This window comes from Williamsia limnetica (assembly GCF_003217475.1).
Taxonomy (GTDB): Bacteria; Actinomycetota; Actinomycetes; order Mycobacteriales; family Mycobacteriaceae; genus Williamsia; species Williamsia limnetica.
Map to the genome: position 1 here is coordinate 1 of NZ_QJSP01000021.1, position 13,451 is coordinate 13,451.

General features: G+C 67.0%; 13 protein-coding genes. 11 read left to right on the plus strand and 2 right to left on the minus strand.

Translation table 11 applies throughout. The annotated features are described in order from the left end of the window. The 6 genes from DFR67_RS25895 to DFR67_RS25920 form a co-directional block, all read left to right on the plus strand. Positions 1-102 (plus strand): acyl-CoA dehydrogenase family protein (locus DFR67_RS25895; RefSeq protein WP_146240542.1); only part of this gene is annotated, 102 nt, incomplete at its 5' end. Between the two features lie 126 nt (positions 103-228). Next, complete coding sequence (locus DFR67_RS25900) at positions 229-1,443, plus strand: sensor histidine kinase (protein WP_110472430.1); 1,215 nt, start codon at positions 229-231, stop codon at positions 1,441-1,443. Continuing rightward, complete coding sequence (locus tag DFR67_RS25905) at positions 1,437-2,141, plus strand: response regulator transcription factor (protein ID WP_110472361.1); 705 nt, start codon at positions 1,437-1,439, stop codon at positions 2,139-2,141. Before DFR67_RS25900 ends, DFR67_RS25905 begins: the two co-directional genes overlap by 7 nt. A gap of 143 nt (positions 2,142-2,284) precedes the next feature. After that, positions 2,285-3,115 (plus strand): ABC transporter ATP-binding protein, encoded by an 831-nt coding sequence (locus DFR67_RS25910; protein ID WP_110472362.1) that lies wholly within the window; start codon positions 2,285-2,287, stop codon positions 3,113-3,115. Next, complete coding sequence (locus DFR67_RS25915; protein WP_110472363.1) at positions 3,112-5,568, plus strand: FtsX-like permease family protein; 2,457 nt, start codon at positions 3,112-3,114, stop codon at positions 5,566-5,568. Before DFR67_RS25910 ends, DFR67_RS25915 begins: the two co-directional genes overlap by 4 nt. Before the next feature lie 61 nt (positions 5,569-5,629). Next, complete coding sequence (locus DFR67_RS25920) at positions 5,630-6,673, plus strand: Rv2578c family radical SAM protein (RefSeq protein ID WP_110472364.1); 1,044 nt, start codon at positions 5,630-5,632, stop codon at positions 6,671-6,673. A gap of 30 nt (positions 6,674-6,703) precedes the next feature. Here DFR67_RS25920 and DFR67_RS25925 read toward each other — a convergent pair whose 3' ends face one another. Continuing rightward, complete coding sequence (locus tag DFR67_RS25925) at positions 6,704-7,411, minus strand: TIGR03089 family protein (protein ID WP_110472365.1); 708 nt, start codon at positions 7,409-7,411, stop codon at positions 6,704-6,706. Next, entirely contained in the window at positions 7,408-8,808 is a 1,401-nt protein-coding gene (locus tag DFR67_RS31275) for an LCP family protein (RefSeq protein WP_245938168.1), read from the minus strand. Before DFR67_RS31275 ends, DFR67_RS25925 begins: the two co-directional genes overlap by 4 nt. A gap of 89 nt (positions 8,809-8,897) precedes the next feature. Here DFR67_RS31275 and DFR67_RS31280 point away from each other — a divergent pair, with 89 nt between their 5' ends. From DFR67_RS31280 to DFR67_RS25950, 5 genes are all read left to right on the plus strand, one after another. After that, positions 8,898-9,311 (plus strand): hypothetical protein, encoded by a 414-nt coding sequence (locus DFR67_RS31280; RefSeq protein ID WP_170135285.1) that lies wholly within the window; start codon positions 8,898-8,900, stop codon positions 9,309-9,311. 356 nt (positions 9,312-9,667) lie between these two features. Further along, the gene (gene rfbD / locus DFR67_RS25935) at positions 9,668-10,543 is read left to right on the plus strand and encodes a dTDP-4-dehydrorhamnose reductase (RefSeq protein ID WP_110472367.1); all 876 of its coding nucleotides are present in this window, start codon (positions 9,668-9,670) and stop codon (positions 10,541-10,543) included. 79 nt (positions 10,544-10,622) lie between these two features. Then, positions 10,623-11,561 carry a glycosyltransferase family 2 protein gene (locus tag DFR67_RS25940; protein WP_425451345.1) on the plus strand — a complete coding sequence of 313 codons (939 nt, stop codon included), beginning with the start codon at positions 10,623-10,625 and terminating at the stop codon, positions 11,559-11,561. Positions 11,562-11,572: 11 nt separating this feature from the next. After that, entirely contained in the window at positions 11,573-12,664 is a 1,092-nt protein-coding gene (manB, locus tag DFR67_RS25945; RefSeq protein WP_110472432.1) for a mannose-1-phosphate guanylyltransferase, read from the plus strand. Next, entirely contained in the window at positions 12,657-13,451 is a 795-nt protein-coding gene (locus DFR67_RS25950) for an SGNH/GDSL hydrolase family protein (protein ID WP_110472368.1), read from the plus strand. The genes manB and DFR67_RS25950 overlap by 8 nt, the downstream gene beginning before the upstream one ends.

Genomic DNA, 13,451 nt, shown 5'->3' on the forward strand with positions numbered 1-13,451 from the left:
TTCCCGGTGGAGCGGATGATGCGTGATGCCAAGATCACCCAGATCTACGAGGGCACCAACCAGATCCAGCGCGTCGTGATGTCCCGCGCACTCCTGCGCTGACCCGATCTTGGTGGGTTCTGGCGAGCATACGCCCAGGTCGGCGTCGCCAGAACCCACCAAAATCGGAGGTGGAAATCCACCTCAGGTCTGATGTGGGCTGCGCTGGGTGCCGATAGATTGGGTGCAATGAACACCCAGCGGATCCTCGAGCGCTGGAACCGATTCGCCGAGCCCCGCCAGCTGCTGCTCGATGCTCTGCTCTCGCTCGCCATCGCCACGGTGACGGTCCTGCCGGAGCTGTGGGAGCAGATGGGACCGAACGTCTGGTGGCGAATGCTGCTGGGCACGACCTGCTGCGTCGCGCTGGCATATCGCCGGACCAGACCCGACCTTGCCGGTGCGGTGATCGCGTCGGCCGCGTTTGTGCACATCGTCGTCGACGAGCAGCTCAGTCCGGCTGTGACCATCACCGCGGTGATCGGGCTCTACTCGATGGCGGCCTACGGCTCGACCTGGGGAACCCGGGCGGCCCTGGTGCTGGGCGTAATCGGTGGGGTCGGATCGTCCGGTCGCTTCTACTCGGAGGCTCCGCAGTCGCGATCGTTCGAGTACAACGCCATCGGCGCTTCCTTCCTCGCGGCCCTCACGGTCGGTATCTGGGCCACCGGTATGCTGCGGCGATCGCGTATGCGCGAGGTCTCATCGCTGCGCGAACGGGCCCGACTGCTCGAACTCGAACGCGCGCAGGAGTCCGAGCTCGCCGCGATCGGCGAACGCACCCGCATCGCCCGCGAGATGCACGACATCATCGCCCACACCCTGACGGTGGTGATCGCGCAGGCCGACGGTGGCCGATATGCCGCGGAGCAGGATCCGGGCGCGGCAGCACGTGCGCTCGAGACCATCGCCGAGAACGGGCGACAAGCATTGGCGGACATGCGTTCCCTGCTCGGCGTACTCAGGGAGGACGGGCCGCGCGAGGTGCGTGCGGTGCCCGGCATCGCCGATCTGCCGGACCTGCTGGCCGTGGTGCGGGCCGGTGGCCTACCGGTGACCTACTCGACGTCCGGTCCGGAGCGAGCGGTCTCGGCAGGGTGTGGCCTCACCGCATACCGGATCATCCAGGAATCGCTGACGAACGTTCTCAAGCACGCAGGCCTCGGGGCCGACGCCGACGTCCGATTGCGTTGGGAGCCGGACCAGTTGCGCATCACCATCATCGACGACGGACGCACTGACGGGATGGTGGACGCCGACTGGGTCGCACCCGCAGGCGGTAAAGGGTTGTTGGGTATGCGTGAGCGGGCAGAACTGCACGGTGGGTCAATGACTGCGGGACCGCGACGCGACCACCGTGGCTACCGGGTAGAGGCTGTCCTGCCGACAGGAGAAGCATTGTGAGCGAAGTCATCCGGGTCGGTCTCGTCGACGATCAAGCGCTCGTGCGGGCCGGCTTCGGGATGGTGATCAACTCCCAGCCCGACATGGAAGTGGTCCTCGAAGGCGGCGACGGTGGCGAGGCCCTCGAGCAGATCCGGAACACGCAGGTCGATGTGGTCCTGATGGATGTCCAGATGCCACGCCTGGACGGGATCGAAGCCACGCGCAGACTACTGGCGGGCCAGGCAGATGCGCCGAAGATCGTGGTGCTCACCACCTTCGACACCGACGAGTACCTGCTGGCAGCCATCTCGGCCGGTGCGAGTGGGTTCCTGCTCAAGGATGCGCGTCCCGAAGAACTGCTGGCGGCCATTCGCACGGTCTTCGCCGGGGATGCGGTGATCGCACCACGGTCCACCCGGCGGTTGCTCACCCACGTGGCAGCAGGGGTGGGCGCAGGCCCTGAGGCCCTCACCGTGGAACCGGCTGACCTCATCGACCCCCTGACGCCACGCGAGAGTGAAGTCTTGCGTGCCATCGCGATCGGTATGACCAACGGCGAGATCGCTGCGAGCTTCCACCTGTCGCCGGCGACCGTCAAGACCCATGTGGGTCGGGTCTTGACCAAAACCGGCTCGCGCGACCGAGTGCAGGTAGTGCTGTATGCATTCAGGACCGGCATGGTGGCCATCTCCGACATCCTGGGCCGGCACGGGTAGTACTGCGGTCGTACCCCGATCACCGCAGGGGAGTACTCCGAAGGCAACCGATGATCGGCCCCTGCTCCGACGATATCCAGGTCCCTCCGAAAATACGCTTGTCCGGCAATGACATTCATTGGCACGGACAAGGGAGGACAGCGATGTCGACTACGAGGACCCAGGTGAACACTGCTGATGCCGCCGGCGCTGGTGGAGTGCGGCCGAGCCACGCTTCCAGTGGCACAGTGGCGGCGCGGGCCATCGGCCTGCAGAAGACGTACGGGGAGAAGGATGCGGAGGTTCACGCCCTGCGCGACGTGAGTCTGGCGATCCCGGCGGGAAGGTTCACCGCCATCATGGGTCCGTCGGGCTCGGGAAAATCGACACTCATGCACTGCCTGGCAGGTCTGGACACCCCGACGGCCGGCACCGTGATGATCGGGGACACCGATCTGTCCCGATGTGACGACACGCAGCGGACCCGGATCAGGCGGCGTGAGTTGGGATTCGTCTTCCAGTCGTTCAATCTGCTGCCCGTACTGTCAGCGCGAGCGAACATCCTCCTGCCGCTCACGCTCGATCGCCGGCGCCCGGACCGGGCATGGTTCGACGAACTCGTACATGTGCTGGGAATCGCTGATCGACTCGATCACAAGCCATCTGAGCTGTCGGGTGGTCAGCAGCAGCGCGTCGCGATCGCGCGTGCGCTGCTGCCTCGGCCGCGGCTGATCCTCGCCGACGAACCGACAGGCAATCTCGACAGTCACTCGGGAGCGCAGGTACTTTCGCTGCTGCAGGCGAGCAGTCGCCGGGCAGGCCAGACCATCGTCATGGTGACCCACGACCCGGTGGCGGCCGGCTACTGCGATCAGGTGCTGGTCATGGCAGATGGTCTGTTGGTCGACCAAATCGACACGCCGACCACGGACTCGGTGGCCGCGGCCATGCTCCGCCACGGATCAGTGGCCGGTGCGGCGGGGGTCGGCCGATGAAAACCGTTGTGCTCGCACAGCTCCGGGCATACAAGGGGCGATACGTGGCATCAGGTCTGGCTGTCGCCATCGCGGTCGCGTTCGTCGCTGCCACCCTCACCCTGTCGGCCACCTCGAGCGAGTCGATGCGCGCATCGGTGGCCGGGCAGTTCTCGCACACCGATGCGGCCGCCTTCGTGCCCGGTGAGTTCGCGGAACGGACAGGGGCGGCGCTCGCGGCCACCCCGGGGGTCGATGCGACCGCCGTCGACAGCACCCGGTGGGTGAGTGTGACCAGCGGAACGAGATCCTTCGGCCAGGTCCAGCTGACCGCCATCGCACCTGACGAGTCGCTGCGCTGGCAGACCCTGTCGGTGGGGCATCTGCCGAAGGCAGACAACGAGGTCGTGGCTTTCGCCGGGTCCAATTTCGCGGTGGGCGAGCATTTCTACGTCCGTCCCGACGTCGACACCGGCACCGACAGGGTCGCCAGAGAGATGACTGTGGTGGGCCTGCTGGATCGCGCGTCGACGACCACGAGCGCGCCGCAACTGTTCGGCACCAACGCGGGCGTCGCCGCCCTCGCGCCGGGACGGGCGGTCGATCAGGCCGAGAGTGTCGTCATCCGGATGTCATTCACACCGGGCGCAGATCAGGCCGTGGTGATGTCGGCGATCACCCGACTCGTCACCGCGGTGCCGGGCGGCAAGGCCATGACCGGCGGTGAGGCCACCGACGAGGTGATGAGCCGGTACGTCGGTGAAACCGATGTGTTGGCCACCGTGCTGTTGGTCTTCGCGGCCATCACCGCGTTGGTGTCGTGCCTGGTGATCGCCAACACCTTCGCCGTACTGATCGCCTCGCGGACGCAGGAGCTCGCGTTACTACGGTGCATCGGCGCCGATACCGGGCAGGTGCGGTCGGGGGTACGACTCGAGGCGCTCGTCCTGGGGGTGCTCGCGTCGGTCGTCGGCGTCGTGTTCGGGATCAGCGGCGTTGCCGCCGCGTCGGCGCTGGTGCGTTCTACGGGGGCGAACTTCCCGCTGACCGAACTGACCGTGCCGCTGACGGCGCCGGTGGCCGCGATGGTGCTCGGCGTGGTGATGACGGTGATCGCGGCGACCGTCCCGGCGAGACTCGCGACCGCTGTATCACCGTTGGCGGCATTTCGGACGGTGGTCCCGTCGTCACCCGGCCGGCGCGGAATCCTGCGGCTGCTCGTTGCCGCGGCGCTCGTGGGCGGTGGGTCGATCATCATGACCGTCGGGGTGGGCGCAAAGTCCGTACCCGCAGCGGGACTCGGCGGGGCGTCGAGCTTCCTCGGCATCATGCTCGCTGCTGTTGTGCTGGTACCCCCGCTCGTCCGGATCATCGGGGTCGGCGCCGCGCGGTTGCTGCGGCGGACGGCGGCCGGTCCGGTCGCCGAACTGGCCGCTGCGAACGCGACACGCCATCCGCGACGCACGGCGGCAACGGCGTCGGCGCTGATCATCGGCATCACCTTGACGACGATGATGGTGGTGGGGGCGCAGGTCGTGCGGTCGAGTGTCTCAGGTCTCATCGGCGAGATGCATCCGATCGACCTGGTCGTCTCGTCGAGTGCGCCGCTTGACCCGTCGCTGATCAACGTGGTGGCGAGCACCGCCGGGGTCGAGGCGTCGCTGCCTGTCACCCGTACGGAGGTGTCGGTGAACGGGCATCAGATGAATGTGGGTGCCCTCGACACCGGGCGGTTGTCTCAGGTGATGCGATCAGGGCACGCCCCGGCGGCAGATGAGATCGCCCTGGCACCAGAAGATCAGATCCTCGCAGGGGTCGGACCGGGTGAGCGTGTCCGGCTCGCCGCCGGGGGAGGGGTTCGCACCGTGACCGTCATCGACGGCGCGTCGGGGTCCTTTGTCGATCGCGGCCTCGTGTCCGCGGCGCCGCAGGCAACTGGCATCGTCGTCCGGCTGCAGGCGGGTGGCGCCGACAGTTCGGGGGCGGTCACCGACATCCGGGAGATCGTCGCGAACTCGGCCCCCGACGCCACTTTCGGTGGCGGTGTCGAGATAGCCCAGCAACTCGATCAGATCCTCATTCTGCTCCTGCGAATCGTGCTGGCGCTGCTGGCCGTGTCGGTCATCGTCGCGCTGATCGGCGTGGGCAACACGATGGCGCTGTCGGTCATCGATCGGTCCCGCGAGAACGCGATGCTGCGGGTCATCGGGCTGAGTTCGCGCGGCGTGCAGGGAATGCTCCTGGCGGAGGCCGCCTTGATCGCGGTGGTGGGATCCGTGGTGGGCGTGCTGCTGGGGACGGGATACGGGATCGCGGGCGCCGCTGCCGTCGTCGGTGCCCACCGGGTGTCGCTGCCGGATCTCCCCGTCGTCGCATTGGCCGGAATCGTCCTGGTCGGAGGGTTGGCCGGATTGCTGAGTTCGGCAATTCCGGCTCGCCGGGCCCTGAAGGCAGATCCGGCTGCGGCGCTGTGAGTCTCGGACCCGCCGGACCCCGGACTTGACACGAAATAGAACTGATGTTCGACTGAGCGATATGCGATGGGACGCACAGTTGCTCGAGTCCGACAAGGACTCGGGAGAGGACTTCGCGAGGCCGGCTCTTCCAGGATTGGAGCGAGCCGGCCTCGTCCGGTCTGTGCAGACCCCCGAGTTCTCGGGGGTGACCTTTCACGAGGTGCTCTGCAAAAGTGCACTGAACAAGGTTCCCGAGGGCTCGCGGGTGCCGATGCGATGGACCATCAATCCGACCAGGGGTTGTCTGCACCAGTGCGTCTACTGTTTTGCCCGGGGCAGCCACGAATACCTCGACCTCGACGCGGGTCGCGACTTCGACACCCAGATCGTGGTGAAGGTGAACATCGCGGCAGTCCTGCGAAAAGAGCTGGGCCGCAGGAGCTGGAAGCGCGAAACGGTGGCGTTGGGCACCAATACAGATCCCTACCATCGCGCCGAGGGTCGGTACCGGCTGATGCCGGGCATCATCGGTGCGCTGGCCGATCACGGGACGCCGATGTCGATTCTGACCAAGGGCACCCTCCTGCGTCGTGATCTGCCGCTGCTGTCGGTGGCGGCACAATCGGTCCCGGTGACCATCGGGATCTCGCTGGCGCTGCTGGACGAGGACCTGCGTCGCCAGGTCGAGCCGGGCGCGCCGACGGCCAAGGCCCGTCTCGACCTGATCTCTGCGGTGCGCGAGGCAGGGTTCGATTGCCATGTGATGGCTTCGCCGATCCTGCCTGCGCTCAAGGATTCTCGAGCCGAGCTCGATGAACTGTTCGGGGCTCTGGCCGCAGCGGGTGCCACCTCCGTCACGGCGTCGGAGTTGTTCCTGCGGGGACCGACCCGCAACTGGTATCTCACCTGGCTCGGCGACAACCACCCTGCGTTGCTGCGTACCTACCGGCGGATCTACGGACGGGGCTCGCACCCGGCTCCGGAATACCGCCAGTGGCTGCGCGAGCGCATCACTCCGCTACTGGACAAACACGGCCTCAGTGGGATGGGCTACGACGAGGTCCACGTCCCGCGGAACCAGGTCCTCACAGCGCAACCACCCGTCCAGCCGACGCTGTTCTGACGACGACTCGCGAACGCCCGGTGCCTCGCGCTAGGTCAGGGTCGCGGTGACCTTCTCCGACTCGGCGCGTGCGGGTAGTTTGGCGAGATTCGGGTTGGCGACCTGCACCAGCGAGCCGCCGCTGACGAGCGTGGCGAGCAGGTTGGCGATGAGATTGCCCGGATCGTCCCACGAGCGTGTGGTCATGATCCGCGACCCGGCGACGATCCCGGCCCCGGCTGCGAAAGCCCTTGCCTCGGCGACGACCTCGTCGACCGATCGATCGTCGAGTGCCGGCCCGCCCGGACCGGCCGGTCGGAACTGGTCGCCGTGGACGCGCACCGAAGCTGCGTAATCGGTGAGGCCGATCGGGAGGTCGCGCATGGGCATACCGAACGGGTCGAGGGATACGACGGCGATCTCCGGCGCAGCGTCGACCCTCTCCAGGGTTGCCATCGAACAGAACGCCAGCGCCGCATCGTCGGAGTATCCGAGCCGGACGTGGACGCCCGCCCACCATGCGCCGAGTAGGACCGCGGCACTCTGCCAGTGAGTCGGCAAGTCGACGGACACCACGTCGCCGGCCATCAGACCGAACTCGTCGCGGATCATGTTCGCTGTTTTCGCGGCCCAGTTGGCCGTGGTGATCCCGGAGAGCTCGGTGCGTTCACCGGTGGCGTCGTCGTAGTAGGTCAGCAGCGGTTGGGATCCGTCGGTGCTCAGCGCGGGGTGGAGCGCGGCATCGGTCACCGTGGTCAATTGACACACTCCGGTCCGGTTCCACCGGCAGTGATGGTTTTGGCGGGCGGGGCCGCGGGGTCCGAGGTCGGCGCGTCCTGACTGTCCTGCGGGCCTTCGTCATCGATCGAACCCGGGCCCTGATAACTGTCGGTGAGTACCACTCTGATGGTGTTGGGCTCCAACGTCTTGTCCTCTGTGATGGGCAGACCGCCGAGTTGCTCGGCGACCGCCTTGGCTCCGGGGTTGTCGGTGCTCGCGGTCTGCACCTGACTGTCCGTGGTGGAGTTGGTCTCGTTGCCGGTCTTTCCGGTCAGATATCCCTTGGTGGCGACGATCTTGGACACGTTGGTGGCCAGTCCGTCGACGGTGCCGGTATTGATCACGTCGACGGTGTAGTCGCCCGCGCGGAACTTCGTCTGACCCGAGGCGTCCTTCTCGCCGAGGAGACCTGCGGTGAACGCCTTGACCGCAGCAGGGTCGATCTCGACCACGCTCTGCGTTCCGTCGTCACTCCACCCCTGTTCGGTCACAACGGGAATCGTGGCGAATTGGACCCGGCCGCCGGAGAGGTCCTTGAGTTGCTCGACGAAGTTGAGGATGTCCCAGCTCTGATCGATCACCACCGACCGCGACACCGCGTTCTCGAGATCCCCGAGCTTGCCAGGGCTCGAGAGAGTTCCCGCCGAGAGCACCTTCTGGGCGAGTGAGGCCATGAACACCTGTTGTCTGACGATCCGGTCCAGGTCGCCGCGGGGGAGATCGTGGCGCTGACGCACAAAGCTCAGTGCTTCGGCACCGTCGAGCATCTGCCGACCCGCCGGGAAGTCGGCGCCCGAATAGGGCTCGGAGACGGGCTCTTTCAGACACACTTCGACACCGCCCACTGCGTTGGTCAGCAGCACGAATCCGAGCAGCCCGACCTCCGCGTAGTGGTCCACTTCGACGCCGGTCAGGTTCGCGACCGTGGTGATCAGTGCGTCGCGTCCCGCCTGCACCGATTCTTTGTCTGCCTGCTCGAGATCCATGCCGTCGTTCACGAGTTGTTCGCGGCGTTCTTCTTTCGACGATCCGTACGCCGAGTTGATCTTCGTCTTCCCGATGCCGGGGACGTCGACATAGGAATCGCGGGGAATGGAGATCGCGGTGGCCGACGACCCGTCGTTCGGAATGCGGATCAACAGGATGGTGTCGGTGTTGGTGCCGACGTCGTCTCCCGAATGCAGCTGCGCAAGTTCTTTTTCGGACAGGGGATTGCCCTGGGCATCGGTGCGCGAATCGGTGCCCACCATGAGGATGTCGACGGCGCCGTCCTTACCTGAACCAAGGGAGAGCCCATCGAGCTTGGTGATGCTGTTCTCCAGCCGGGTCATCTGATTCCAGGCGAAGCCGGTCGCAACCAGTACGGCGACCGACACCAGTGCAACGGCGGCCCGGGTCAGCGAGCGCCCTGACCGGCCGCCAGAGGGGGATTCGCCGGTAGGGGGCTGGGTCGGAGGAGGTGGCGGTGCCTTGCGGCCAGACCGAGTTCGATCCCCGGGCTCTCCGCGCCTTCGCGGGGCTTGCGCGTCCTGCGGGCGAGGGGGTCGCTCACGTCGACCCGCGCGCTCGGACGCCGCGCGCAATGGGCGCTCGGCGTCCGGGCCGTCGGCCGGGATGGGCCTGCGAGGTCTCGAGGACGTCGTTCGGCGGGGCGGCTCGGTCGGCTGCTCTCGTTCGCGTCGGCGAGCTGCCGGGGGACGCGGCGCTTGCTCTTCGCCGGATCGCTGATGGCGACCGCCGACTGCGCGCCGCTGCCCTGACGGACCCGTACGTCGCTCGCCCGGCGGTCGATCCGAAGATGGACGATCCACCGGGGTGCGCTCCTGTCTGTGCGGTCGGCCTGCCTGTACTCGCTCGTCGTGGGCTGAAGCCCTGGTAGGCGCGCCCGACGTCGAACTGACCGCAATGCTACTTGCGAAACTTCGCCACTCGACGCAGCCGGATGCGCCGTGTCCCTCACATCGCCGAGCGGCGCCGCACGCGCTCGAATGGCGAAGACGGAGCGAAACCGGACATGATTGTGCACATGCAGAGCGAGACAGGAGACGGAGCGAAGCGGAGCTCGACCCGTCGGAAAGGAGACGGAGCGAAGCGGAGCTCGACCCGTTGGACAGGAGACGGAGCGAAGCGGAGCTCGACCCGTTGGACAGGAGACGGAGCGAAGCGGAGCTCGACCCGTTGGACAGGAGCCGGAGCGAAGCGGAGCTCGACCCATCGGACAGGAGACGGAGCTTGATGGGGTCGGGGTCGATTGTCGTGACGGGTGTTGCCGGGCAGCTGGGCCGGCAATTGCGCGCTCGTGGGGGTCCGCGGGTGCGGGGTCTGACCTCCGCACAGCTCGACATCACCGATCCGGTGTCCGTGTATCAGGCGGTGGGAAAGCTCGGACCTGGTGATGTGGTGATCAACTGCGCGGCGTACACGGCGGTCGACGACGCAGAGTCGGACCGGAGCACGGCCCATGCCGTGAATGCCGATGGCCCGGGTTACCTCGCTGAACAGACTGCACGGACCGGGGCTCACCTGATCCACATCTCCACCGACTACGTGTTCACCGGTTCTTCGTCGCGTCCTTTGGAGCCGGGCGATCCGATCGGACCGGGCTCGGTCTACGGTGCGACGAAACTCGCAGGTGAACAGGCCGTCCGCGCCGGGGATCCGGCTGCAACCATCGTCCGGACGGCGTGGGTGTACACCGGCGCGGCGGATTCGGCCGATTTCGTGAGCACCATGCGCCGACTCGAACGCGAGCGCGACACGGTGTCGGTCGTCACCGACCAGGTGGGATCGCCCACCTACTCGGGTGATCTCGCCGACGGTCTGCTCGAACTGGCCGATGAGGTCAGTGGCCCGGCTCCAGTGGCCTCTGGGCAGATCCTGCACGCCACCAACGCAGGCAATTGCAGCTGGTTCGACCTCGCCCAGGCGGTGTTCGCGGAAGTCGGCGCGGACCCGTCGCGGGTGCTGCCGACGACGACGGCGCAATTCCCTCGACCGGCACCGCGCCCGGCGTACTCGGTTCTTTCGGGGCGGGCTTGGCAGGAGGCCGGGCTCACGCCGCTGCGGGACTGGCGGACGGCCTTGACCGCAGCGGTGCACCACGGTGGGTGATTCGTCGGTCCGGGCACCGGGCGCGGCCACGGATGCTCTCCTGTCCGAGCGGCCCCGGGTGGCCGGTTACGCTGAGCCGGTGACTGCTGAGCCCACTCCGGAAAGTTCGATCCCCGAGCACGTGGCGGTCGTGACGGTGACGTACTCCCCGGGTGAGTACCTGACGCGGTTCATCCAGACGCTCGAACACGCGACCTCGGCGAGGGTCACGGTGATCCTGGCCGACAACGGGTCAGTCGACGGGGCGCCCGAGGCGGCGGCCGAGAAGTACGACAACGTCTCGCTGCTGCGCACCGGCGGCAACATCGGGTACGGCGGCGCGATCAACAGAGCGGTCGCCGAGGTCGATGCGACGGCGGAGTTCGTGGTGGTCGCCAATCCCGATGTGGAGTGGGGACCCGGCTCGATCGATCAGCTCTTCGCGGCGGCCCGGCGCTGGCCGCGGGCAGGATCGTTGGGTCCACTCATCCATGAGCCCGACGGCACGGTGTATCCGTCGGCCCGCCGTGTCCCCGACCTGGTATCGGGCACGGGCCATGCGGTGCTGGGCACGGTGTGGAAGAAGAATCCGTGGACGGCGGCGTACCGGCAGCAGGACGAGGATCTGTCCGAGCGTCCGGTCGGCTGGTTGTCGGGTTCGTGCCTGCTGTTGCGCCGTGGCGCGTTCGACTCGATCGACGGCTTCGACTCGCGATATTTCATGTACATGGAGGATGTGGATCTCGGTGACCGGCTGGGCAAGGCCGGGTGGTTGAACGTCTACGTCCCCGATGCGCAGATTCTCCATGCGAAAGGTCATGCGGCGGGCCGTGATCCGGGCGCGATGTTGCCTGCCCATCACCGCAGCGCGTATCGGTTCCAGGCCGATCGCCACCCCCATTGGTGGCAGGCGCCGCTACGCCTGGCATTACGGGCGGGGCTGGCGGCACGGTCCTCGGTGGTGGTCCGCTCCGCCAAACGTGCTGAACGGCGCGACAATTCTCTCGGGCGTGCTGATGCTCCCGGGCGGCTGAAGTGAAAGGTGCGACCATGACCTCGACTGAGACCTCCGTGGACGATGTTCAGGCGGTGATCCTCGTGGGCGGGAAGGGGACTCGCCTTCGGCCTCTGACACTGTCGGCGCCGAAACCGATGTTGCCGACAGCAGGATTGCCGTTCCTGACCCACCTGCTCTCCCGGATCAGCGCGGCCGGTATCACCCGCATCGTGCTGGGGACCTCGTTCCAGTCCCACGTCTTCGAACAGCATTTCGGCGATGGTTCCAAGATGGGACTGTCGATCACCTATGTGCACGAATCGGAGCCGCTCGGTACCGGCGGCGGAATCCGCAACGTGCTGCCGGAGCTCACGGCCGAGACCGTCCTGGTCTTCAACGGCGACGTCCTGTGTGGGACGGACGTGCGCTCGATCATCGACACCCACCAGACCTCGGGCGCAGAAGTCACCCTGCACCTCGTGCGGGTCACCGATCCGCGCGCATTCGGTTGTGTACCCACCGACTCCGACGGACGGGTGACCGCGTTCCTGGAAAAGACCCAGGATCCGCCGACCGACCAGATCAACGCCGGGTGCTACGTCTTCAACCGTTCGGTGATCGAGTCGATTCCGGAGGGCCGGCCGGTATCGGTCGAACGTGAGGTCTTCCCGGGCCTGCTCGCAGAGGGCCGCCACGTACACGGCCATGTCGATTCCGGGTACTGGCGCGACATGGGAACTCCTGAGGACTTCGTCCGGGGTTCCGCCGATCTGGTTCGCGGTATCGCGCCCTCGCCCGCGCTGCAGGGACATCGCGGCGAATTCCTGGTGCACGACGGCGCCTCGGTGGGGCCGGGTGCCCTGCTGATCGGCGGCACGGTGGTGGGTCGCGGTGCCGAGATCGGCGCGGGGGCCCGCCTCGACGGTGCGGTGATCTTCGACGGTGCCGTGGTCGAGGCGGGTGCGGTGATCGAACGGACGATCGTCGGGTTCGGTGCGCGAATCGGCCCACGGGCCTTGATCCGCGACGGCGTGATCGGTGATGGCGCCGACATCGGTGCCCGGTGCGAGCTGCTGCGGGGGGCCCGGGTCTGGCCCGGCGTGAAGCTGCCCGACGGCGGGATCAGGTTCTCGACCGATGTCTGAGGTGACGGTTCCGCCGCAGTACAAACGCTTTGTGGCCCTGGGGGATTCGTTCGTGGAAGGGGTCGGCGACGTCGAGCCGCGCTGCCCCAACGGCGTTCGCGGCTGGGCCGATCGGGTGGCCGAGGTGATGGCCCGCGCGGACCCTGAGTTCCGGTACGCGAACCTGGGTATCCGGGGCCGTGTCCTGCCCGCTGTGCTCGGTGAGCAGTTGGAACCCGCACTGGCGATGAATCCGGACCTGGTGGCCATCTTCGCAGGCGTCAACGATCTACTGCGTCCGAGCGCCGACATCGACGCGCTGATCGAAAGCTACGACGAAGCGATCGGCCGGTTGCAGAGCAATGGCGCCACCGTGGTCACCTTCACCGCCTATGACACCGGCGGCAAGTCGGTCTTCGGGGCGTTGCGCGGGCGGTTTGCGGTCTACAACGAACTGCTGCGGGAGGTCGTCGAACGACGCGGGGTGACGCTGGTCGACTTCTGGCGTATGCGTGTCTACTCCGAACCCCGGATGTGGGAGTTCGACCGGCTGCACATGTCCACCGCCGGACATGTGTCCATGGCGATCGAAGTGCTCCGCACCCTGGGCATCGACAACGATCTGATACCGGTGGAATTGGGACCGGCGCAGCGGGTCTCACCCACTCAGCGGCGCCGTGACAGCCGCCAGTGGACCGTCGAGTACGCCATTCCGTGGGTGGGGAGGCGCCTGCGTGGGGTATCGACCGGCGACACGATCCGGCCGAAGTATCCTGAGCTGACCGCGATGGCTCCGAGCGAGACCTGA

Excerpts from the sequence above, each read along its gene's own strand:
- DFR67_RS25900 (WP_110472430.1), top strand. The coding sequence starts at position 229 with ATGAACACCCAGCGGATCCTCGAGCGCTGGAACCGATTCGCCGAGCCC.
- DFR67_RS25910 (WP_110472362.1), top strand. The coding sequence starts at position 2,285 with ATGTCGACTACGAGGACCCAGGTGAACACTGCTGATGCCGCCGGCGCT.
- DFR67_RS25915 (WP_110472363.1), top strand. The coding sequence starts at position 3,112 with ATGAAAACCGTTGTGCTCGCACAGCTCCGGGCATACAAGGGGCGATAC.
- DFR67_RS25920 (WP_110472364.1), top strand. The coding sequence starts at position 5,630 with ATGCGATGGGACGCACAGTTGCTCGAGTCCGACAAGGACTCGGGAGAG.
- rfbD (WP_110472367.1), top strand. The coding sequence starts at position 9,668 with ATGGGGTCGGGGTCGATTGTCGTGACGGGTGTTGCCGGGCAGCTGGGC.
- manB (WP_110472432.1), top strand. The coding sequence starts at position 11,573 with ATGACCTCGACTGAGACCTCCGTGGACGATGTTCAGGCGGTGATCCTC.
- DFR67_RS25950 (WP_110472368.1), top strand. The coding sequence starts at position 12,657 with ATGTCTGAGGTGACGGTTCCGCCGCAGTACAAACGCTTTGTGGCCCTG.